The following is a 22,036-nucleotide window of genomic DNA, read 5'->3' as shown; positions in this document are numbered from 1 at the left end:
ACATCGATTCTTCAGGCAGGTGCGTCAGTCTGCTTCAATATTCCGCAAGGTGCGACCTTGCGTTCAAAACCCCGCGGACTATTCATCGTGGATGGCGGTGGCCTCGGCGCTGCTCACATGCCGCCCGGCAATCACGTGCAGCCTGGCATCCGCGCATTTCGATACAAAGGGCTTTGCCGAACATGACAGACAATCGCCTTGGCCTCGGTGGCATTCGCAGCTCAAAGCGACTGCGATCCAGCCTTTTCTTCCTGGCCGCTGGCGTTGGCATCGGCGCCTGGGCATCCAGCCTGCCGTTGCTGTCGGCCAAGCTGGACCTCGACAAGGGCGAACTGGGAACGCTACTCCTGTGCTTCGCGCTCGGGGCTATCGTCCTGATGGTCAATGCCGGGCGATATCTCGACCGGTCGAAAAACCTTCATCGCGTCAGTCTGGTCGCCAGCGTCATCTTCGGCATCGCCGTCGCGATCATTCCCTTTATCGGGAACGTCTGGCTCCTGGGCGCCTTAGTCTTCCTGGCAGGCGCCGCTTTCGGGACGCTGGACGTGTCGATGAACACCGAAGCATCCGCGATCGAGCGTGCAACCGGACACCACCTGATGTCGTCCTTCCACGCGATGTTCAGCATCGGCAACATCGTCGGAGCGTTTTTCGTCGGCAAGGCGGTGGCGTATGGCGGCACGTTGTTGGAGTGCCTCGGAGGCGCCGGTATCGTCGTCCTCCTGACCGCATTCTCGACGCTGTTGATCGTGGATGAGGCGGCCACTCAGGCATCGACCACAAACTCCGCGCCCACGACCGGTCAAAACGGATCTTTCAGCCGCTCGCAGAGGCGGCTCATTTTCATGTTCGGCGCAATTGGCTTTCTCGCCTTCCTCGCGGAGGGTGGAATGCTGGACTGGACGGCAATTTACATGGTTGACATCCTCGGAGCATCCGAAAGCCAGGGAGCCTATGCCTTTGCCACGTTCGCCGCCGCCATGGCGATCGGCCGCTTGTGCGGCGATTTTGCGACCAAGCGGCTCGGCCATGCGAACCTCCTGAAATATGGCGGCATCGTCTGTGCCCTGTCGATCCTGTCGATGCTCCTGGCAAACAGTGCGACGGTTACGCTGGTCGTCCTGGCGTTCTGCGGATTGGGTGTCGCCAACATGATACCCGCCGTCTTCGCCTCAGCCGGCCATATCGGCGCGCATGCGGCGGGGCGGGCGATGGCGATCGTCACGACCATGGGATATAGCGGTTTGCTGCTCGGCCCGGCACTGCTCGGTTTCGTGGCGCAAAGCTCAAGCCTGACTGTCAGCTTCGGCCTGATTATGCTGGCATTCGCCGTCATCTCGACCGGCACGCTCTATCTGAACCGCCGCCTGAAACAGCACCATGCCCAGACCCAGGCGGCGAAAAGCATCGCCTGATCGAAACCCTGGTCGTGCTCTCGATAATTCGTCACGTTTAATTGGTGATTTCAATGAAGGCGATAACCACTACGGATCCATGGATGGCAGCAGGAGCGCCTTATGCCGGTGAGTCGCTTGATCGGGACGAGCCATCCCAGAAAATCAGCCGTCGCGCCGCCCGCGACTGGCTGGAAAGCCTGCCGGCCTGCAGCATGTCGCAATATCGCAAGAAGATCCGCGATGGCGCCGAGCCGGTCTTCGTGCTGGACCAGGACTCCTCGTTTCTGAACCCGATCTGGCTACTGCTCATCAGGGAAAGACACGGCCCGCTCCTACGCGTCACCACGCCAAAGAACCCACTGACCCGCAAACTGATCTCCATCCGCCAAGTCTACCAGATCGCCCGCACAAGCGGCCTGCGCTCGGTTTCGATTCCCGTTGAACGCAAACGGTAGCGTGAAAAAGTAAGTCGGCGCTCGGACCTTAGCTTGATCGAAACAAAGGGCCCTTGAGTGTTTACGTCTTGATCAAGATGAAACCCGCGGTGGTCAGAGCATCTGCGACGAACGCCGACACCCTTTTCTCGACGATCAGGCAATCGATCTCATCACCCTTAGCAATCCGGTACGGGGCCCGGCGATCGAGAGCTTCCAGCGATGCGAGCGCGATACGAACCCCGCTTCGGCGCAAAACAGCGCGCTTAAAGGCAGCGTCAGAGTGGTCGTACACGCTGAGACCATCTTGCGATGAAACCGCGTCAGCGTTGATGAAGCATCGATCGATGTTCATCTTCTCAACGGTTTCGAACGCTGCCACATCAAAACAGGCTCCAGTAACAGCATTTACCCGTCCCCCAATAAGTATTAACGGGATGTCGCCTCTGTTTAAAACCATCGACGCGATATCGATTGAGTTTGTTGCGACAGTCAGGGAACTGTTCCCGCGCAGGAAATCAACGATGGCCAAGTTCGAATTTCCAGCATCCAGGAAAAGCAATTCACCCGGCAAAACCGTTGCTGCTGCTGCGGCGGCGAGTTCGCGAGTTTGGGTCACAGCCTGCACTATCTTGGCAGGCAGCGGTCGCTCGTCCTTCAAAGGCGGAAGAGCTCCGCCATAAACACGCCGACACTTGCCTTCTGCTGCCAATGTTCTCAAGTCTCGACGGATCGCGTCTTCAGATATCTTAAATTCCTGTGCGAGTGCTGAGGCTTCGACGGCCTGACCTCGAGCCAGACGCACTGCAATCTCTTCTCGTCGCAATAATGGAACCTGAATGTACATAAACGTGCACTATTGCGCTAAATGAAGAAAGGTCAACGGTATACGACATTGGTTCCTGATGAGACGCTGAGCATCTGGTTCGGATCTTCCCGTCGATGGCAGCCTCCGACCATACCAATTTAGGCCGGCTCAGGAACTGAGCCGGCCAGCTTCAGTATTACTCGATCACGGTGATCTTTGAGCCGTTGAGGAATTTGGCAGGCTCGAACCCGCGGGCGATAGCCATCGGAACCATCAGGAGCTGGATGGGGAGGATTTCGAGTACCGGCAGCAGGCCTTCGGCTACGTCGGGCAGAAGCACCACACGATCGTCGGCTGAAAACGCAGATGCCGCACTTCCGGGTGCGACGACAAAGCAGCGGCCGCCCAAGCGATCTATGTCGGTTATGGTTTTAATATTGAGGTCAAGCGTTGTGTCCGTGCCGCCGATAAACATCATACTGCGGAAGCCATCACGCACCAGCTCCAGCGGACCGTGGCGGAACTGGCCACCGGAAAGCGCCTGCGTCGGCGCCTTGGCGGCTTCCGCAGTCACCAGCGCGGCCATCATTGCGCTGCCATAGCTTCCGCCGCGGCCGATGAAGGTCAGTGGGTACTCATGTCCGAGGAAAGCCAGCGTTTCCGTCATCTTTTCCGGTAGCGTGGACAGAAGCTGCTCGGTGGCATCGGCAAGCGTTGCAATTTCCTGAGCAAGAGCGGCATCTTCGCCGGTCAAGAGCCGTTCGAAGATATAGAGGGCAACGAGACCTGCCGTGAAGGTCTTGGTCGAAACGGTCTGCTCGGGGCCGACTTGGGTTGCGAGCTTCAGCGTTGACCAGCGTGCCAGCGTGTTATCGATGGTATTGGTGATTGCCACCTTGACGCTCACGCCGTTGTCGAGGTCCGTCATGCGGCAGAGTTCGACACTTTCGCCCGATTGCGAGATGGCGACGACGATAGTTCCCTCGCGCAACAGGGCTGGCGCTTGCTGGATCAGCTCGGAGGCATCCCAAAGCGATACAGGCACCGGCAAAGCCTGGCTTAAGCGAAGCCAAGTGCCGTAGGCACTAAACAGCGAGCCCCCCATGCCAGTGAGGATGAGGTGCCGCAGCTCACCCTTGTCGATCATCCTGCGGATTGACTTGATCGTGTCGATCAGGCCGGGGGTGATCAGCTGACCGAGTTTGCGGATGGCGGCTGGCTGTTCGCCGATTTCATCGAGATAGGACTGGGACACGGAAACTCCATTGTGTTCAGGTGTTGAGAAAAATCTGTGCGGCCGCTCCGATCACTCCGGCGTCGTTGCCGAGCGAGGCGAGCGAAAAACGGACATCCCGGAGATACATGTCGAGGCCGCACAGCCGGGCTTCGCGCTCTAGCGGTTCAAGCAGGAGATCGCCGGCGGCACTCAGTCCGCCTCCCAGCAGGATGACATCCGGGGCGAAAATCTGTGCCCAGGTGGCGGCACCACGTCCGAGCCAGCGCCCGACATCGGCAAGCATCGCTTTTGCAGCCAAATCCCCTTCGAGTGCCACGACGATGACATCCGAGGCATCGACTTTCCGACCGAGGCTGCGTGCCCTCGTGGCAATCGGACTTTGCGGAACCTCATCGCAGTAGCGCTGTGCTATGCCGTTCAAGGCGTCTCCCGAAGCCAGCGATTCCAGGCAGCCGACGCATCCCTGGCGACATGGGCGACCGTCGCTGCCGTGCATAATGAGCTGCCCGGCATTGCCCAGGCCTCCGCCCGACGTGATGAAAGGCTTGCTGTCGACGGTGAGCGCGACACCGATACCGGTTCCGGCCGCGATCAGCAGAAGGCGTCGAGCATCCTTGTCGTTGCCGAACATGGCTTCGGCAAGACCAGCCGCCGTTCCATCGTTTTCCATCCGGGCGGGAAGCCGAAACAGCCCGCCGATGCGCTCAGCCAGGGGAAAGTCATCCAGGGATGGTATGTTACCGAGGTCGCCGGACAGGTTGCCTGGATGGATGCGGCCGGGAAAGCCAATGCCGATACCCCGTAATTTGGCATCCGGATGCGTTAGTTCGGGATGTGGAATGCAACTTCGGGGACAGTCGGTCCCGATTTCCGCCGTGCCGGCGGCGCGTTGCTAAATCTCCTGCGGCTGTCCCGGGGACCGAAGTTGCATGCGCGAATTCCCGAACCGTGGCTTTGCCACCGCTATGCTCGGTTCTCCGATATGCTAATTGTAGGTTGCCAGACAAGACCTGACGAGTAGCTACTGCTTCCCCAATCCTGCTTTTATGTTTCTCCATATTTTTGCTCAATGCCGCAGTTCATACGACGATACGAAAGACACTATCCACGGTCCGAACTGCACTCTTGAATCAAAATGGCACGAAAATCGTTGACGTTTGTTCCGGTCGGGCCAGTGACAAGCAAGTCACCGATCGCGTCAAACGCCGTCCAGGCGTTGTTCTGCATCAGCATCGATTTGGCATCGACACCGGCCTTGCGCATGCGCTCGACGGTCTGGCCGTCGGCAAAGGCACCGGCATTCTCCTCCGAACCGTCGATGCCATCGGTATCGGCGGCGACGGCATGGATGCCGGAAACGCCGTTGATACCGAGCGCGAAGGCGAGCAGGAACTCGCTGTTGCGCCCGCCCTTGCCTTTGGCGCGTATCGTCACGGTCGTTTCGCCGCCGGATAGCAACAGGATGGGCTTGGCGAAGGGCCTGTCGCGGGTTGCGATCTCGCGGGCCAAGGCCGCATGCATGCTCGCCACGTCACGCGATTCACCCTCGATCGAGTCCGAAAGGATGACGGCTTCGATGCCTTGCTTGCGGGCCTCTTCAGCGGCAGCTTCGAGCGAAACTGCAGCGGAGGCGACAACATGAACCTGATTGCCTGAAAATCGAGAATCGCTTGGCTCCAGTGCGTCTGCCGCCGGCGAGTTGAGATGCGCCATGACGGCTTCGGGAAGGCTCACGCGATAGGCGGCGGTCAGGGCGAGCGCCTCCTGCCGGTTTCCGGCATCGGGTACCGTTGGGCCGGAGGCGACCAGCGCGGGATTGTCGCCGGGAATATCGGAGACGACGAAGGAGACGACCCTGGCCGGATGGGCAGCAGCCGCAAGGCGTCCACCCTTGATGGTGGAGATGTGCTTGCGGATGGTGTTCATTGCCGAGATCGGCGCGCCGGATGCCAGCAAGGCCTCGTTAACGGCGATCTCGTCGGCAAGTGTCAGGCCTGGCGCGGGAGACGGCAGAAGTGAAGAGCCACCACCGGAAATGAGTGCGACGACGAGATCATCCGCCGTCAACCCTTCCACCGCTTGGAGCAGGCGGCCGGATGCGGCGAGGCCAGCCTGGTCCGGAACGGGGTGGGACGCCTCGATGATTTCGATCTGCTTGCAGGGCGCTGAAAAACCGTAACGGGTCACCACCACACCTTCCATCGGCCCGTCCCAGAGCGCCTCAAACGCCGCCGCCATTTGCGCCGATGCCTTGCCGGCACCCACAACGATCGTGCGTCCCTTTGGCTTTTCGGGCAGGTGCTGCCGAATGCCATGGATTGGGTCGGCGGCCCTGACGGCGGCATCGAAGGTCGCGCGCAGGAAGCTGCGTGGGTCGAAGGATTGCATGGGGGTTCCGTTTCTTGCTTCAGTGCCCGGCACGGATGAGATCGGCCGCTTTTTCCGCGATCATGACTGTTGCCGCATTGGTATTGGAGGAGATCAGGCGCGGCATGATGGAACTGTCACAGACGCGCAAGCCTTGGATGCCACGCACGCGCAACTGAGGATCGACCACCGCGTCGGCATTGTCGGCCGAGCCCATGCGACAGGTGCCGACGGGATGATAGGCCGAGCGGCCGTGCTCGCGGGCAAAGGCCATGGCCTGTTGGCGGTTGGTGACCTGCGTGCCGGGAAGATGCTCGCGCTTGATGTATTGTTTGAAGGCCTTTTGGGCCAAGATGTCGCGGCTGATGAGGATGCCGTCAGCGGCACGCTCAAGGTCGTAGGGTTCGGCATAGGGGTTCGGGTCGATGATCGGGGCGTCCGTGGCGTTTGCGGTGCGCAGCGTCACGCTGCCGCGCGAGCGCGGGCGCACGGGATAGGAGTTCAGCGTGCAGCCGTTGCCGCCGGGCACCGAGCCGATCCCTTCCTCGACCCCTGCGCCGGGAAGAAAATGAAACTGGATATCGGGCGTCTTTTCCGCCCTGTCGCCCCACCAGAAGGCTCCACCCTCGACGATATTGGATGCGACCGGCCCCTTGCCGAACAGCATGTATTCAAGTCCCGCCATCGCTTGCCAATGCAACTTCTTGTAGCGGTCGATACCGTGCGACCCGGACAGTTCGGCGAGAACGTCGACATCCATATGATCCTGGAGGTTCTGGCCGACTCCGCTGAAATCATGCAGCGCGTCGATGCCGACTGAACGCAGATGCTCGGCCGGGCCAATGCCCGACAGCATCAGCAGCTTCGGCGAGCCGATGGCGCCCGAGGTGACGATGACTTCACGGTCTGCCCGCAGGGTGACGGGTCTTCCGTTCTCGACGATCTCGACACCGATCGCCTTGCCGTTCTCGATGACGATCCGGTTGACCATTACATCGGTGCGCAGCGCCAGGTTCTTGCGGGCAAGGGCCGGCTTCAGGTAGCCGGTGGCGGTGCTGCTGCGTTTGCCGTTCTTCGTCGTTGCCTGGTAAAAGCCGGTGCCCTGCTGGTTGCCGCCGTTGAAATCGCCATTGTAGGGCATGCCTGCTTCCTGCGCCGCGCGCACGAAAACGCGGGTGAGCGGATGCGGCGTCGTCGAGGTGACACCAAGCGGGCCCTCGGTGCCGTGATGCGGTCCGCCAAGCGAATCGTTGCCTTCCGAGCGCCGGAAATAGGGCAGCACATCCGCGTAGGACCAGCCGTCGCATCCTTCCTCATTCGCCCAGGTATCGTAGTCCTCCGGGCAGCCGCGGGTGAAGACCTGCGCATTGATGGAACTGCCGCCGCCGAGCACGCGGGCCTGCGGATAGACCATCCGGCGTCCGCCGATCTCGCGGCCGGGCGCGGTCTCATAACCCCAGATCAGTGGTCCTGCCGTCATCTTGAAGAAGCCCACCGGCAGGTGGATATAGAAATTCGTGTCGCGCGGTCCTGCCTCGAGCAGGGTGACGGTGATGGTAGGATCTTCGGTCAACCTTGCCGCGAGGACGCATCCCGCAGAACCGCCGCCGATGATGATATAGTCGGGCATTTCATTTCTCCGCTTGAGGTTTTCTGCCGGTTTTTCATCGGCTCTGCATCTCTTCGACGCGCACCATCTCAAGTCCCTTGTGCGGCGTCAAGAGAAAGGGTATGGTTATCGTGTTGAAGGGTTGTCGTACAAATTGTGGAGGATGCGACGATCTTTCTTACCTGTTCCAGCATCCGCACAACGCTGCTGAACCGCAGTTTGAAAGTTCCAACGGGAGGATTGAGAATGAAAGACGGAAAGACTTTGATGAGTTTCGGCGAGATCAATCGCCGCACCCTGATGATCGGTGCAGCGACCGGTCTTGCCGTTTCGGCGATGCCGAAGCGGCTGTTCGCGCAGGGCGCCCCGACGCTGGTGACGTCGATCCGCTCGCTATCCAATCCCTACCATGCCGTCTGGAAGTCCGGCGCCGAAGCTTTCGCCAAATTCGCGGGCCTGGAGCATGTCACGCTCGTTTCCGAAGGCAACAGCGAAAAGGGCATTGCCGACATCAAGGCGATGCTGGCCAAGACGGGCGGCAACATGGTTCTCAATTCCGACCCGAACGATACACCGGATGCGCGCCCGATCGTCGAGGCCTGTAAGGCGGCTGGCGCCTATGTCGTCACCCAGTGGAACAAGCCGGCAGATCTGCACCCGAAGGATTTCAATCCCAATTACGTCTCGCATATCGAGTTCGACGGCATTTCCAGCGGCAAGGCAATCGCCGAGATCCTGTTCAAGACGATCGGTGGCTCCGGCGGCATCATCGCTCTCGGCGGCCAGATTTCCAACACGGCAGCCATCGAGCGCAAGAAGGGTCTCGATGAAGCCCTGGCTGCCAACAGCAATATCAAGCTACTCGATTTCCAGGTGGCCAATTGGAAGTCCACCGAAGCCTTCGACCTGACCGGCAACCTCTTGACGCGCTTCGGCGACGACATCAAGGGCATCTGGGCCGCCAACGATGACATGGGCACAGGCGCGCTTGAAGCGCTTCGCGCAGAAGGTCTCGCCGGCAAGGTACCGGTCGTCGGTATCGATGGTATCAAGACGGCCGTGGATGCGGTTCGCAGCGGCGAATTTGCCGCCACGATCACCTCGGACCCGTTCTGGCAGGGCGGTATCGGCCTCGCGCTCGGCTACAATGCCCTGACGAAGAAGTTCGACCCGACTTCGGAGCCGCCGGAGCACCGCGAATTCTACGGCAAGGTGGTTTCCATCACCAAGGACAATGTCGAGGAATACTACAAGACCAACATCGAGTCCCAGCCGACCCTCGACTGGAGCGATCTTTGGGGCCGCGTCGTCGGCCAGATCAGAACGTAGCATCTCTTAAGCAGATGCCCGGCGCGGCTTTGCCGCGGTTTATCGCCGGCAGCGAAAACTTTTCGCTGCCGGCTGTTTCAGCGCGGATGCGGAGTATATCTTTTGACGATCAATTCTGAAACCATGAAGCCCGTCACCAACCTGGAGCGGACATCAGCCATGGGTGCTGTTTTTGCGCGGTTTTTTCGGGGTGAGGGCGCGCGCCGCCTGCGCACGTTCGCGCCGCTGATCGTGCTTGTCGTTCTATGTGTCCTGATCACCATTGCAAACCCGAATTTCATCGAGCTGCGCAATCTCATCCGCATCGCCAACTCGGCTGCGGTGCCCCTGACGCTGGCGATGGGCATGACCTTCATCATCCTGATGGGCAGCATCGACCTGTCGGTGGAAGGCGCGCTGTCCGTCGCCGCCATGGTGCTGGTGCTGCTCGCAACCAACGACGCCAACGGCAATGACTATGGTTGGCTCGCCGTTATCGCGGCCATCGCCGCCAGCACGGCCATGGGCCTGCTCAACGGCATCATCCAGACGGTTCTGCGCATTCCCTCGTTCATGGCAACGCTCGGCGTCTGGTTCATCGGCCTTGGACTTTCGGTTTTCATGCTTGGCGGCTCGGCCATCCGGCTGATGGATAATTCCATCCGCTCGCTGGCTCTTGAGCGTTTCCTCGGCCTGCCATTGGCGGTCTGGGTCGCGGCCGCAGCCTTCCTTCTGGCGATCGTCATTCAATATCACACGCGCCTCGGCCGCCATATCCTGGCGATCGGCGGCGGCGAGGACGTGGCTGAACTGTCCGGCGTCAATCTCAAGCGTGTCCGCATTACCGCTTTCGGCGTCGCTGGTTTCTTCTTCGGCATCGCCGGGGTTCTGGCCGCTGCACAGCTTGGCCAGTCGAATGCCGTGATCGCCGACGGGCGCCTGTTTGCGGCCGTCACGGCTGTCGTCGTCGGCGGCACGGCGCTGACCGGCGGCGAGGGCGGCGTGCTCAACACGCTGGTTGGGGTACTGATCGTCACCGTGCTTGCCAACGGCATGGTGCTTCTGGGCATCTCCCCTTACGTGCAGCAGACCGTGCAGGGCCTGATGATCATCGCCGCCGTCGCGCTGTCGCTCGATCGTCTCCGCCTCAAGATCGTGAAGTGAACGGCCATGTTATCAGTCAACGGAATCTCGAAATCCTTCATGGGCGTCAAGGCGCTGAAGAACGTCTCGCTGGAAATCCGGCCGAATGAAGTCATCGGCCTGATCGGCGAAAATGGCGCCGGCAAGTCGACACTGATGCGCACGCTGGCCGGTACGCTGCAGCCGGACTCCGGCACAATGACGCTGGATGGCGAGCGGTTGCGGCTGCGCAGCACGCGCGATGCCGCTATTCATGGCATCGGCATGGTGTTCCAGGAGCAATCTCTGCTTCTCAACATGTCGGTCGCCGAAAATATCTATCTCGGCCAGGAACATCAGTTCACTCGGCTTGGCATCGTCAACTGGAAGGCGATGCGGGACGCAGCACGGCGCCAGTTGGCCAAGATCGGCGTCGATATCGATGTGACGACGCGCACCTCCGAACTCACCTTCGCGGCCCGCCAGATGGTCGAGCTCGCCAAGGCGCTGACGCTGGAAGAAAGCGTGTCGCGGCCGCTGGTCATCTTGCTCGACGAGCCGACATCGGTCCTCACATCTTCCGACATCGACGTGCTGTTCGAACGCATCCGCTCCCTTAAGAAGCGGGCCAGTTTCGTCTTCGTCTCGCATCGCCTCGACGAAGTGCTGCGCATTTCCGACCGGGTCTATACGATGAAGGACGGGGAAGTCGTTGCCGAGCACCAGGCCAGCCAGGTGACCGGGCCGGAACTGCACGAGATCATGGTCGGCCGCGGTCTGCAGACGGAGTATTACAAGGAACCACGCCAGATGGCGCCGGGTCCGGAGGTCATCCTCGAAGCCAATGGCCTTGGTGTCAAAGGCGCCTTCCATGGCGTCGACTTCAAGATCCATGCGGGCGAGATCGTCGGCATTGCCGGCGTCGTCGGCTCCGGCCGCGAGGAAATCACCCGCACCCTTGGCGGCTTCCTGCCGCAGACAGAAGGGTCGCTGAAAATCCATGGCGAGTCCGTGCGGTTCACCTCGCCGGAACAGGCGGTGCGCAAGAGCATCGGCTATGTGCCACGGGAACGCCGGATCGAGGGGCTGGTGATGTTCCTGTCGATCGCCGAAAACATCACGCTTGCCGATCTGTCCAGCGTCATGAAGAACGGCAAGATCGATTATGGGGCAGAGCGGAGGCTTGCCATCGACTGGATCCGCAAGCTGCGTATCAAGGCGCCGGGTCCGGACATTGCCTGCCGCAAACTCTCGGGCGGCAACCAGCAGAAGGTGGTGCTGGCCCGCTGGATGACGGCAGGCTCCCGCGTGCTCATCCTCGATCACCCGACGCGCGGGCTGGATGTCGGCGCCAAGGAAGAGGTTTACGAGCTCGTTCGCGATCTGTCCGCGCAAGGCATCGCCATCCTGCTCCTGTCCGACACGCTGGAGGAAACCATCGGGCTTTCCCACAGGGTTTTGGTGATGCGGGACGGCGAAGTCACGGCGCGTTTCGATGCTGCAGCTGGCAATAAGCCGGATCAGGTCGATCTTGTGCGGGAAATGGTGTGAGGAAACGGCCATGAAGAAACTCTCCGATTTTTTTGCCGCTGGCTGGGTCCAGGGTGCCATTCCTCCGGTCCTTCTGGTGCTGCTGATCGCCATCGTCGAGATCGGCTCGCCGGGTTTTCTGACGGGTGAGACGCTGGGGCTTCTGCTCGGTAACACCGCTGTGCTCTTCATCCTCGCAACCGGCGTCACATTCGTCATCTTGATCGGCGGCATTGACCTGTCGATCCAGGCTGTGGCGTCGCTGGCAAGCGTCATTCTCGCGCAGCTGCTGCCGTCGATCGGCGCACTTGCGTTTCCGGTGGCAATCGGGTCCGGGCTCATCTTCGGCATTCTCAGCGGTATCGTCCACGTGCGCCTGCGCGTGCCGTCCTTCGTCGCGACCCTTGCGACCGGCGGCGTAGTTGCTGGCATGGCGTTGTGGTTTGCACAGGGGCGGGCGATCACCATCGAGGAGGGTGGGCGCCTCAGCACCACCTGGATCAACGGAACCGTCGCCGGCATACCCGTGGTCGCCATTCTCGCGGCCATCGTCGGCATCATCAGCTTCATGGTGCTTCGCTACACGCGCTTCGGCCGCTACAGCCTCGCGGTCGGCGCCGGTGAGCCGGCTGCACTTGCCGCGGGCGTCAATGTCGATCGTACCAAGATCATCGCTTTCGCCATTTCCGGCACATTGGCGGCAATTGCCGGCGTCATTCTGGCGGCAAGGCTTTCCAGCGGCTCGCCCAGCCTTGCCAACCAACTGTTGCTGCCAGCAATTGCGGCGGTTATCGTCGGCGGCACGGCCATTACCGGCGGTCTGGGCGGCGTGGCGCGCACGGCAGTGGGCGCGCTGATCATCTCGATCGTGCGCATCGGCATGACCTTCATCGGCGTCAATATCTTTGCGGAAAACGTGGTTTTCGGGGCCGTGCTGATCATCGCGGTGGCCATCACCATCGATCGCTCGAAAATCCCGGTCATCAAATGAGAACGCAATTTCCTCCCAGGAAAGCGGCCCGCGGTCGGGAAAGGAACCGCGCCATCGGGCGCGGTTCCGAAAACGTCCGCTCAGGACATCGCGTCGAGGCCAATCAGTTCTATCTTGTAGCCATCCGGATCCTCGATGAAGGCGATGTGCGTCGTGCCGTGCAGCATAGGGCCCGGCGGGCGTGGAATTCTGGCACCCTGTTTCTCAAGCTCGGCGCAGACGGCGTAGATATCCTGAACGCCGAGCGCCAGGTGGCCAAAGCCGGTGCCGAGCTCGTAGCGCTCCTCGCGACCCCAGTTGTAGGTCAGTTCGATGACCGTATCGGTCTCCTCCGGACCGTAGCCGACGAATGCATTGGTGAATTTTCCGCCCGGATAGTCGTCGCGGCGCAGAAGCGTCATGCCGAGAAGCTCGGTGTAGAATTTGATCGAGATGTCCAGGTCCAAAACCCGGATCATCGTGTGCATGTTGCGAAAGCCGCTTGCAGCGCTCATCGTTTTCTTCCTCCAATAAGATATGGTTTTCATTCTGATTTTCGACATAAGAGCGGGGCGCAAAGGCGCGGCGCTCTTGATGTTCAATATCAGTGTTGTATGATAACCATGCAACTGGCGTCATTGTCCAGCTGTTTTCGATCTGACGTGGAGGCCGCTTGATGGACGCCGTTACCATACCGCGCGAACAGCTGCTGGCGACACTCAACGCGGCCCTTCCCAACGAGATTCTACTGACTGCCAAGGATGATATCGAGCGCTATACGCGTGACTGGTCCGGCGATCATTTCGGCATGCCGCTTGCCGTCGCGCGTCCCCGCTCTGTCGACGAGGTCTCGCTTTTGATGCGCTGTTGCAGTGCCAACGCAATTCCGGTCGTGCCGCAGGGCGGGCTGACGGGTCTGGTCGGGGCTGCCGTAGCGGCCCCCGGCGGCGGCGAGGTGGTGATATCGCTGGAACGGCTGAACAAGCTGCGCTCCATCAGCGCCATCGATTTTGCCATGGTGGTCGAGGCCGGCTGCATTCTGGAAGAGGCCAAGCGCCATGCGGAAGCCGAGGATTGCATCCTGCCGATCACCTTCGGCGCACAGGGCAGCTGCCGCGTCGGCGGCAATGTCGCCACCAATGCCGGCGGCTTCAATGTGCTGCGCTATGGCATGACCCGCGATCTCGTCCTTGGGCTCGAAGTGGTTCTGGCGGATGGGCGGATCTGGAACGGCCTGAAGCTTCTGCGCAAGGACAATCGCGGCTACGACCTGAAGCAACTCTTCATCGGCAGCGAAGGAACGCTCGGCGTCGTCACCGCCGTGTCGCTGAAGCTGTTTCCGAAGCCGACGCAGGTGGAGACGGCGCTGGTCGGCCTTCGCTCGGTCGAGAACGCGATGGCGCTCTATGCCCGAGCGCGACGCGAATGCAGCGATCTGATGACAGCTTTCGAGCTGATACTGCGCGGCGGTATAGATATCGCGCTCGGCGCGAGCCCCGGCCTGCGCGACCCGCTGTCCGAAGTCTGCCCCGTCTATGTGCTGATCGAGGCCTCTGCCGGCGGTCGCGTCGATCTGCGCGCCATCCTTCAGGATTTTCTTATCAGTGCCGACGATCTCATCATCGACGGCGTGGTTGCCGCAAGCCGGGCGCAGGGCGACCAGCTCTGGCTTCTGCGGGAGCTCATGGTCGAGTACCAGGGGCGCGGCGGTCGCTATCTGCGCACCGACGTCTCCGTGCCGATCTCGATGCTGGCCGGTTTCGTCGAAGACACGTTGGCCGCACTCGGAAAAAGCCACCCGCATGCGCTGGCCGTGACCTATGGGCACGTCGGCGACGGCAACATTCATCTGAACGTCGTACCGCCCGTCAGCATGGTGGATGCGGACACGATCGAAACGCTCTTCCACGAAACCGAAGAGGTGATTTTCGATGTCGTGGATCGTTACGGCGGCTCGCTCAGCGCCGAGCACGGCATCGGCAAGGTCAAGCAGGAGGCTTTCCTGAAGCGCATCGACGATGTTTCGCTTGATCTTGCAGGCCGCATCAAGGATGCGCTAGACCCAAAGGGAATCATGAGCCGGGGAAGAATTTTTCTGCCGCGTGCGCACATTCCGGAAGCAGGTGAGCGATGACGCTGAAACTCGACAAGGTCAATCGCGGCCCGCACCTCTCCACGCTCGTCGCCAGCTCGATCTCGCGCGAAATCGCGCAAGGGCGGCTGAGCCCGGGCGATCAGCTGCCGACCGAGCAGGCCCTGGCGCAGACCTTCGGCGTCAGCCGCAACGTGGTGCGCGAAGCGATCGCGCGGCTGCGCTCGGAAGGGCGCATCTGGTCGCAGCAGGGCCGCGGCGCCTTCGTCGCCGACGTGCCGAATTCCACCGTCCTCACCATCGATCACGATTCGCTGCAGCAGGCCGACGCCTTCCAGAATCTTTTCGAAATCCGCGGCATCCTGGAAGTCCAGGTCGCCGCCCTGGCGGCCCAGCGCCGCACGGAAGCCGATCTTGCCGCCATGCGCGACGCTTTGGCGACCATGGCGGCAGCGCCCTACGGCAGCGTGACCTGGCTGAAGACCGATCTGGAGTTCCACAAGACGGTCGCGGCGGCAACGCAGAACGTCTACATGGTGCCGTTTTTGATGTTTGCCTCCGAGCGGGTGCGCGACAGTATTCTCGCCTCCGGCAACCAGCGGCGCTCCGACGATCTCGCCAGCATCACGCTCGGCGAACACCAGCAGATTCTCGATGCCATTGAGGCGGGTGATCCGGACGCTGCGCAGCGGGCCATGCATCTGCATCTGGCGGGTGCCGCGCAGCGTGTCGGACTGTCGCTGGCAGCCGATCCCGCAGATATCGAACCGGGCTCCCTGAGCGCGGCCATTCAGGAAACGTCCAAGGATACCCAGAAATGACAGGCAGACTTGAAGGAAAGACAGCGGTCATCACTGCTGCTGGCCAAGGCATGGGCCGTGCGGCTGTATTGGCCTTTTCACGCGAAGGCGCGACGACGATCGCCACCGATATCGACGCATCGAAATTGCAGTCTCTCGAGGGACTGCCCGGCGTCACAACGCGGGCGCTCGACGTGCTGAACGCCAAGGCGATCACGGATTTCGCCGGTGAGATTAAGGCGCCCGATATCCTCTTCAATTGCGCAGGCTACGTCCACAACGGCTCGATCCTGGAGTGCGACGAGGATGCCTTCGATTTCTCCGTGAACCTCAACGTGCGCGCCATGTACCGGATGATCCGGGCTTTCCTCCCCGGCATGCTCGACAACGGCGGCGCCTCCATCGTCAACATGGCCTCTGTCGCCTCGACGGTGATCGCCGCTCCCAATCGTTTCATCTACGGCACGACCAAGGCTGCCGTCATCGGCATGACCAAGTCGGTCGCGGTCGATTATGTCGGCAAGGGTATCCGCGCCAATGCGATCTGCCCCGGCACGGTCGAAAGCCCGTCGCTGCAGGACCGCATGCGGGCCACCGGCGATTACGATGCCGCCCGTGCCGCCTTTATCGGCCGGCAGCCGATGGGTCGGCTGGGCACTGCGGAAGAAGTCGCCGAACTTGTCGTGTTCCTTGCCAGCAACGAATCGGCCTTCATGACCGGCAATGCCATCGTCGTCGACGGCGGCTGGTCGAACGCCTGATCATCATTTTCATCTTTCACAGGATACCATCATGAAACTTCTCCGTTATGGCCAGCCGGGCGCCGAAAAGCCCGCACTTCTCGATGCAGACGGCAAGGTGCGCGATCTCTCCGGCCACGTGCCGGATATCGGCGGCGCGGTGCTGACACGTGCCGGCCTTGCCGCGATCGAAGCGCTCGATCCGAAAAGCCTGCCGCTGGTCGAAAATCCCGGTCGCCTCGGTCCCTGCGTATCGCGCGTCGGCAAGTTCATCTGCGTCGGCCTCAACTATGCCGACCATGCCGCCGAGACCGGCGCCAAGATTCCGGAAGAACCGATCCTGTTCATGAAGGCGACGAGCGCCATCACCGGCCCGAACGACAATGTCATCATCCCGCGCAATTCGGAGAAGACCGATTGGGAGGTCGAACTCGGCGTCGTCATCGGCGACGAGGCGCGCTATGTGACCGAAGCCGACGCGATGAACCACGTTGCCGGCTATTGCCTGATCAACGACGTATCGGAGCGCGCATTCCAGTCGGAGCGCGGCGGCCAGTGGACGAAGGGCAAGTCAGCCGACAGTTTCGGCCCGATCGGTCCCTGGGTGGTAACCCGCGACGAGATCGCCGATCCGCAGAACCTGAAGATGTGGCTGACCGTCGACGGCGTGTCACGCCAGAACGGATCGAGCAAGACGATGATCTTCGGGGTATCGTTCCTGGTGCATTATATTTCGCAATTCATGAGCCTGCAGCCGGGCGACATCATCTCCACCGGCACGCCCCCTGGCGTCGGCCTCGGCATCAAGCCGGACCCGATCTTCCTGCATGCCGGCCAGACCATCAAGCTCGGCATCGAGGGTCTCGGTGAGCAGCAGCAGCTGACGGTCGACGCGGCCTGAGGTTCTCGAAAGTGCCTCGGTTCACACCTCAGCTCCGTCGTCATGGTCGGGCTTGACCCGGCCATCTGCGGTTTGGGCAGGCGCTGATGGGTCCTCGGCTCAGGGCCGAGGATGACGGAGCGCGGAGAAAATTCACGGCGCAAAACAGGCCGATGACTCTATCAATCCAGATCGCGCATCTTTGCTGCACTTTCAAGGATGCGCAGGGAGGCACAGGCCGCACCATAGCCGTTGTCGATATTGCAGACGGTGATTCCCGGCGCGCAGCTGACCAGCATGGCGTTGAGCGCTGTCCGCCCGTTCTCCGCCGCGCCGTAGCCAACGGAGGTCGGAACGCAGATCATTGCCGACGAGACAAGGCCGCCGAGCACGCTGGCGATGGCCGCATCCATGCCGGCGACGGCAATGACCACCGGATGACGGCGGATGTCGTCGAGCCGCTCAGTCAGCCGCCAGAGCCCGGCCACGCCGACATCGACGATCAGCGAGGCTTCGACACCGGCATGGCGCAGGGTGCGCGCTGCCTCGCGGGCAACCGAAGCATCGGACGTTCCGGCCGCGACGATGGCGATGGCGCCGCGCGAGGCGACGGGCCGTAGCGGCCCGAAAAATGCCGTCTGCGAGATCGGGCAATAGTCGATCTGTTCATGATGTACGGGTGAAAGTGCGGCCAGTTTGTCCGCGTCGAGACGTGTCAGCAGCAGGCCGGCGTTTCTTTTCGATGCGCCGTCGAGAATGGCATCGATCTGCGCGGGGGATTTCATCTGGCAGAAGACTGCCTCATCGAGGCCGATCCGCTCGGCGCGGCCGAAATCGAAGACGATGTCGTTGCCGCCGCTCATGGTTTTGCGCCGACGAATGCGCTGCCGTTGCGATAGGCGGCAAAAGCGATGGGCTTGCCGGCGAGCGTATTCGGCATGAGTTCTGCGATTGATGCGGTGAGTGCCAAACGTTCGGTCGAACTTGCGGCATCGAGGCTCAACGCGTCGAGTTCGACGACGATACCCGTCTGCCGGACGCGGCAGCGCACGGTGTGGGGGGCGAGCCGATCCGCGATGAGCAGTTCGACGGCATGGATGGCCTGCAGCGTTTCCGGCTCGATGCGGATCAGCGTTTCGACCCGGCTCGAAAGGCAGGGCGAGGCGGGGAGGTCGGAGAGATCGCCGAGGCCGAGGGTGCGGGCGAGCGACCGCACGCCGCTCTTGTCGATCCTGGCTTCGAGATAGGGATGGCGGACGAAATATTGGCGGGCGGCATCCAGCCCCGGCCGGTATTCGCCGAGATCGTCGGTATTGGCGCCGGACACAATCTGCCGGTCGGTCAGGTCGGCGATCGTGCCGTAGAGATTGCCCTTGCAGAAAAAGCAGCGATTGAGCGGATTGCTGCGATATTTCTCGTCCGCCAGTTCCCCGCCATCGATCACGCGCAAATCCCACCCTTCGATCGCAGCCCAATGCCTGACGCGCTGTGTCGCCTCAGGCGGAACGGCAGCGGATGCGGCGTGCATGATTGTTACCCGATCGCCGCCGAGCGTGCGGTTTGCGAGAACCGCGAGCGTCATCGAATCGACGCCGCCGCTAACGGCGATCGTTGCCGAACCGATATTCCGGAGAATGTCGCGCAGTGCCTCCGTCATCCCGCGTCCTTCGTCTTGTCGGTCATTTCGACCATCCTGCGGATCGTATCACGTGCGCCCTTGCCGGCAATATCGGCGAGATCGTCGGCTTCGATTTTCAGGGTCGGGCCGCCGGGCCGGATCGCCGTCTTGGTGCGAAACAACCGGTCGCCGTTTTGAATTTCCCCCGCCTCGCGCGGCAGCGTCATACGCCGGACCAGCGAATGCCGGATACCGATCGTGCTGGTCTCGTCGAAAACGCGTTGCGCCACGGCCTGCAATGAATCCGGCCGGGCGAGAATGCGCACATGCGCCATCATCCGGCCCTTCTTGCCGAACACCGGCGCCTGCACCACGTCGAGCACGCCGTCCTGCGCCCGCAGGTGATCGATGGCATGGGCAAGATCTTCCCCGGTCTGGTCGTCGGTCTCGAACTCGATCACGGCGATGGCTTCCGTGGCGGTGGCAGCGTCCGCTGTTTCGAAGCAGAGAATGCGCAGGCAATTGCTGATGCCCGGCAGCTTGCGGGTTCCAAAGCCGTGGCCGGAGGCGATGAGGGTGCGGGGCGAGGGCACTGCGGGCTCCCTGCAGAGATAGCCAAGGATCGCCGCACCTGTCGGGGTCACCCGCTCGCCGCCGACACCGTCATAGATGGTCGCAAAACCTTGCATCAAGAGCGCGGTCGCCGGGGCGGGGACCGGCAGCAGCCCATGAGCGGTCCGAACCCGTCCGGAACCAAGCGGCAGAGGACCCACCGTCCATGACGAAGCATCCAGTTGCGCGATCAGATAGGCCGCGCCGACAATATCGGCGATCGAATCCCAGGCCCCGACCTCGTGGAAGCTGATGTCCTCGGGTGTGGTGCCATGCACCTTGGCCTCGGCCTCGGCCAGCAAAGCGAAGATGCCGATCGCATGCCGGATGACGGCGCGATCGAGCCGCGAGCTTTCCAGCGCCGACCGGATATCCCGCCATGCGACATGCGTGTGCGAATGATCGTCCTCGGGATGATGATCGTGGTGATTGTCATGGTCATGATGGTGGTGATGATGCCCATGCCCGCCATGGACATGGCGATGCTCATCCGCCGCACTCCGGTCATCGGGACGATCGACCACAAACCGCTGCCCGGTCAACACGCCGTCATTGTGGCTGACGACGGTGACGGAAACATCTGCAATCAGCGGGCAGCGCGATAGGGTTTCGCGAAGGCCGGCTTCGAGATCCGGACGCACGTCGAGGATCGCGGCAATGAACATGTCGCCGGCAATGCCGCCAAGGGGATCGAGGTGAAACGACTTCATTCGTCTTTTGCCTGCCTAGCGTGCCGGGGTCGGGTCCGTCAGCGATACGCCGTTCAGCCCGGCAATCACATCCGAAAGTGCCGGAACGAAAGCCTCGCCATGGCCGGTCGCGACGGCGGTGGCGAAACTGTTGCGCACGGCGGCTCCGATCGGGTTGGCGACACCGGCGGATTGGGCGAAGGAGGCGAGATAGGACATATCCTTCAGGGCGTTGACCATGGCAAAGCGCTGGGCGTTCTCATTACGGTTCAATACGAAGTCGAAGAAGGCCTGATAGAAGGAGCAGTCCATGCGGCTGCCGCGAATGACGCTGTCGAAGACCTGCGGCGTCAGTCCCGCCTTGACGCCGAGCGTCAGCGCCTCGGAATAGATCGCCGAATAGCCCATAGAGATGAAGTTGTTGAGAAGCTTCATCGTGTGGCCGCTGCCGGTCGGGCCGGTATGGATGACGCGGGCAGCAAATGCATCGAGAACAGGTTTTGCCCGTGCGAAAACCTCCGGTGCGCCGCCGGCCATCACGTCGAGTTTGCCTTCCGCGGCCTCCTTCGGCGTGCGGGCAAGGGGTGCATCGATCAGGGTGATTCCGGATGCCGCAAGATCGGCTTCAAGCGAAACGGTGGTCGAGGGGTTGGATGTCGAGCAGTCGATGATCAAGAGCGGCTTGCCGGCGGAGGCAAGGCCGTCCGGTCCCTTGATCGCCTGTTCGACCTGTGGCGAGCCGGTGACGCAGAGCACGACGATGTCGCTGGCCAGCGCTAGTTCCCGCCCTGTCTTTGCTTCGTTGGCACCCTTGGCGACCAGATCGTCGATTGCCTCCCGGCGGCGATGGGCAAGTACAGTCAGAGGAAAACCCTTGGCCAGGAGATTGGCGGCCATTCCGGAGCCCATGGCGCCGAGGCCGATAAAGCCGATCCGTTCATTCATACTATCTTCTCCCGTGTGGTTCGGTCGTGCCTTTGCAAGCCTGTTTTGCTTTTTTTGCTGCCATCGGATAGCAGGAGTGAAATGGATTTTACGGAAAGGGCTCGCGTGAAAGGGTCACTCAGACGATGACGGAAAAGGAAGGGGCGTTTTTCAACGCCATCCAGCATACGCCGAACCTGCGCAGCGGCCTGGTCGATACGCTGATTGCGCAGATCGAATCCGGCGATCTTGCACCCGGGCAGCGTCTGCCGACCGAACAGGCGATCATGACGGCGACGGGCGTCAGCCGCACGGTCGTGCGCGAGGCGCTGGCGTCGTTGCGTGCGAAAGGGTTGATCACGACGCGTCAGGGTCTTGGCGCCTTTGTGTCCAACGATCCGACGCCCCGGTCCTTTTCCATCGTTCCGAACGATCTCGAATCGATCGAGGAAGTCATCAGCGTGCTGGAACTGCGCATCGGCATCGAAGTCGAGGCGGCCGGGTTCGCGGCGCTGCGGCGCACCGACGAGGATCTGGAGCGCATGCAGGCGCGGCTCGATGCACTCGATGCCTCCATCCTCAATGGCGGCTCCGGTGCGGCCGAGGATTTCGCCTTCCACCGGGCGATTCTGGTGGCGACGCAGAACTCCTATTATGCCCGGCTGTTCGATACGTTCGGCAACCTGATGATCCCGCGGCAATGGGCGCGGTTCGACACGATGGGTGCAGCCGAGCGGCAAAAACACATGACCCGCATGCGCCGCGAACATGGTGCCATCTTTGCGGCGATCCGCGATCGCGACGAGAACGCCGCCAGAAAGACCCTGCGCAACCATCTCAGCCGAAGCGCCGACCGCTTTGCGGAACTGCGCGATCACACCGGCCAGCCGGCCTCCTGA

The 22,036-nt window shown here is 61.7% G+C and carries 21 protein-coding genes; 11 read left to right on the top strand and 10 right to left on the bottom strand.

Going from position 1 to position 22,036, the window contains the following annotated elements:
- The first annotated feature begins 182 nt into the window (after positions 1–182).
- Complete coding sequence (locus ACP7BS_RS18335) at positions 183–1,415, top strand: MFS transporter (RefSeq protein WP_426239252.1); 1,233 nt, start codon at positions 183–185, stop codon at positions 1,413–1,415.
- An 83-nt stretch (positions 1,416–1,498) separates the two neighbouring features.
- Positions 1,499–1,852 (top strand): hypothetical protein, encoded by a 354-nt coding sequence (locus tag ACP7BS_RS18330; protein ID WP_426239251.1) that lies wholly within the window; start codon positions 1,499–1,501, stop codon positions 1,850–1,852.
- A gap of 61 nt (positions 1,853–1,913) precedes the next feature.
- Here the strand turns inward: ACP7BS_RS18330 and ACP7BS_RS18325 are convergent, their stop codons facing one another.
- The 5 genes from ACP7BS_RS18325 to ACP7BS_RS18305 form a co-directional block, all read right to left on the bottom strand.
- On the bottom strand, positions 1,914–2,678 hold the full coding sequence (locus ACP7BS_RS18325; RefSeq protein ID WP_426239250.1) for a DeoR/GlpR family DNA-binding transcription regulator: 765 nt from the start codon (positions 2,676–2,678) through the stop codon (positions 1,914–1,916).
- Between the two features lie 157 nt (positions 2,679–2,835).
- The gene (locus ACP7BS_RS18320) at positions 2,836–3,894 is read right to left on the bottom strand and encodes an SIS domain-containing protein (protein ID WP_426239249.1); all 1,059 of its coding nucleotides are present in this window, start codon (positions 3,892–3,894) and stop codon (positions 2,836–2,838) included.
- Between the two features lie 16 nt (positions 3,895–3,910).
- Positions 3,911–4,633, bottom strand: a complete 723-nt coding sequence (locus ACP7BS_RS18315; RefSeq protein WP_426239416.1) for an ROK family protein — start codon at positions 4,631–4,633, stop codon at positions 3,911–3,913.
- Positions 4,634–4,977: 344 nt separating this feature from the next.
- The gene (locus ACP7BS_RS18310) at positions 4,978–6,264 is read right to left on the bottom strand and encodes a glycerate kinase type-2 family protein (protein WP_426239248.1); all 1,287 of its coding nucleotides are present in this window, start codon (positions 6,262–6,264) and stop codon (positions 4,978–4,980) included.
- Positions 6,265–6,283: 19 nt separating this feature from the next.
- The gene (locus tag ACP7BS_RS18305) at positions 6,284–7,873 is read right to left on the bottom strand and encodes a GMC family oxidoreductase (RefSeq protein ID WP_426239247.1); all 1,590 of its coding nucleotides are present in this window, start codon (positions 7,871–7,873) and stop codon (positions 6,284–6,286) included.
- 225 nt (positions 7,874–8,098) lie between these two features.
- Between ACP7BS_RS18305 and ACP7BS_RS18300 the strand changes: the two genes are divergently transcribed.
- From ACP7BS_RS18300 to ACP7BS_RS18285, 4 genes are all read left to right on the top strand, one after another.
- The gene (locus ACP7BS_RS18300) at positions 8,099–9,181 is read left to right on the top strand and encodes a sugar ABC transporter substrate-binding protein (protein ID WP_426239246.1); all 1,083 of its coding nucleotides are present in this window, start codon (positions 8,099–8,101) and stop codon (positions 9,179–9,181) included.
- Positions 9,182–9,283: 102 nt separating this feature from the next.
- Entirely contained in the window at positions 9,284–10,324 is a 1,041-nt protein-coding gene (locus ACP7BS_RS18295; RefSeq protein WP_426239245.1) for an ABC transporter permease, read from the top strand.
- 6 nt (positions 10,325–10,330) lie between these two features.
- Positions 10,331–11,833 (top strand): sugar ABC transporter ATP-binding protein, encoded by a 1,503-nt coding sequence (locus tag ACP7BS_RS18290; protein ID WP_426239244.1) that lies wholly within the window; start codon positions 10,331–10,333, stop codon positions 11,831–11,833.
- Between the two features lie 10 nt (positions 11,834–11,843).
- Positions 11,844–12,803, top strand: a complete 960-nt coding sequence (locus ACP7BS_RS18285; RefSeq protein WP_426239243.1) for an ABC transporter permease — start codon at positions 11,844–11,846, stop codon at positions 12,801–12,803.
- A gap of 80 nt (positions 12,804–12,883) precedes the next feature.
- Here ACP7BS_RS18285 and gloA read toward each other — a convergent pair whose 3' ends face one another.
- The gene (gloA, locus tag ACP7BS_RS18280) at positions 12,884–13,297 is read right to left on the bottom strand and encodes a lactoylglutathione lyase (RefSeq protein ID WP_426239242.1); all 414 of its coding nucleotides are present in this window, start codon (positions 13,295–13,297) and stop codon (positions 12,884–12,886) included.
- Positions 13,298–13,458: 161 nt separating this feature from the next.
- Between gloA and ACP7BS_RS18275 the strand changes: the two genes are divergently transcribed.
- From ACP7BS_RS18275 to ACP7BS_RS18260, 4 genes are read left to right on the top strand one after another with little or no spacing between them, the layout of a single operon-like run.
- Entirely contained in the window at positions 13,459–14,916 is a 1,458-nt protein-coding gene (locus tag ACP7BS_RS18275; RefSeq protein ID WP_426239241.1) for an FAD-binding oxidoreductase, read from the top strand.
- The gene (locus ACP7BS_RS18270) at positions 14,913–15,695 is read left to right on the top strand and encodes a FadR/GntR family transcriptional regulator (protein ID WP_426239240.1); all 783 of its coding nucleotides are present in this window, start codon (positions 14,913–14,915) and stop codon (positions 15,693–15,695) included. Before ACP7BS_RS18275 ends, ACP7BS_RS18270 begins: the two co-directional genes overlap by 4 nt.
- Positions 15,692–16,435: an SDR family oxidoreductase gene (locus ACP7BS_RS18265; protein ID WP_426239239.1), complete on the top strand. Its 744-nt coding sequence runs from the start codon at positions 15,692–15,694 to the stop codon at positions 16,433–16,435. The genes ACP7BS_RS18270 and ACP7BS_RS18265 overlap by 4 nt, the downstream gene beginning before the upstream one ends.
- Positions 16,436–16,466: 31 nt before the next feature.
- Positions 16,467–17,315, top strand: a complete 849-nt coding sequence (locus ACP7BS_RS18260; protein WP_426239238.1) for a fumarylacetoacetate hydrolase family protein — start codon at positions 16,467–16,469, stop codon at positions 17,313–17,315.
- Positions 17,316–17,476: 161 nt separating this feature from the next.
- On the opposite strand, the gene larB is transcribed toward ACP7BS_RS18260, so the two are convergent.
- From larB to ACP7BS_RS18240, 4 genes are read right to left on the bottom strand one after another with little or no spacing between them, the layout of a single operon-like run.
- Positions 17,477–18,157, bottom strand: coding sequence for a nickel pincer cofactor biosynthesis protein LarB (gene larB, locus ACP7BS_RS18255; protein WP_426239237.1), 681 nt, complete (start codon positions 18,155–18,157; stop codon positions 17,477–17,479).
- On the bottom strand, positions 18,154–18,951 hold the full coding sequence (locus ACP7BS_RS18250; protein ID WP_426239236.1) for an adenine nucleotide alpha hydrolase: 798 nt from the start codon (positions 18,949–18,951) through the stop codon (positions 18,154–18,156). Before ACP7BS_RS18250 ends, larB begins: the two co-directional genes overlap by 4 nt.
- Positions 18,948–20,234 carry a LarC family nickel insertion protein gene (locus tag ACP7BS_RS18245; protein ID WP_426239235.1) on the bottom strand — a complete coding sequence of 429 codons (1,287 nt, stop codon included), beginning with the start codon at positions 20,232–20,234 and terminating at the stop codon, positions 18,948–18,950. Before ACP7BS_RS18245 ends, ACP7BS_RS18250 begins: the two co-directional genes overlap by 4 nt.
- A 15-nt stretch (positions 20,235–20,249) precedes the next feature.
- Positions 20,250–21,227 (bottom strand): NAD(P)-dependent oxidoreductase, encoded by a 978-nt coding sequence (locus tag ACP7BS_RS18240; RefSeq protein WP_426239415.1) that lies wholly within the window; start codon positions 21,225–21,227, stop codon positions 20,250–20,252.
- Between the two features lie 56 nt (positions 21,228–21,283).
- On the opposite strand from ACP7BS_RS18240, the gene ACP7BS_RS18235 reads away from it, so the two are divergent.
- Positions 21,284–22,036: a FadR/GntR family transcriptional regulator gene (locus tag ACP7BS_RS18235; RefSeq protein ID WP_426239234.1), complete on the top strand. Its 753-nt coding sequence runs from the start codon at positions 21,284–21,286 to the stop codon at positions 22,034–22,036.

The organism is Pararhizobium sp. DWP1-1-3, from assembly GCF_049896125.1.
Classification (GTDB): Bacteria; Pseudomonadota; Alphaproteobacteria; order Rhizobiales; family Rhizobiaceae; genus Pararhizobium.
Note: the sequence above shows the minus strand (reverse complement) of the source record. Positions and strands in the feature narration are given on the sequence as shown.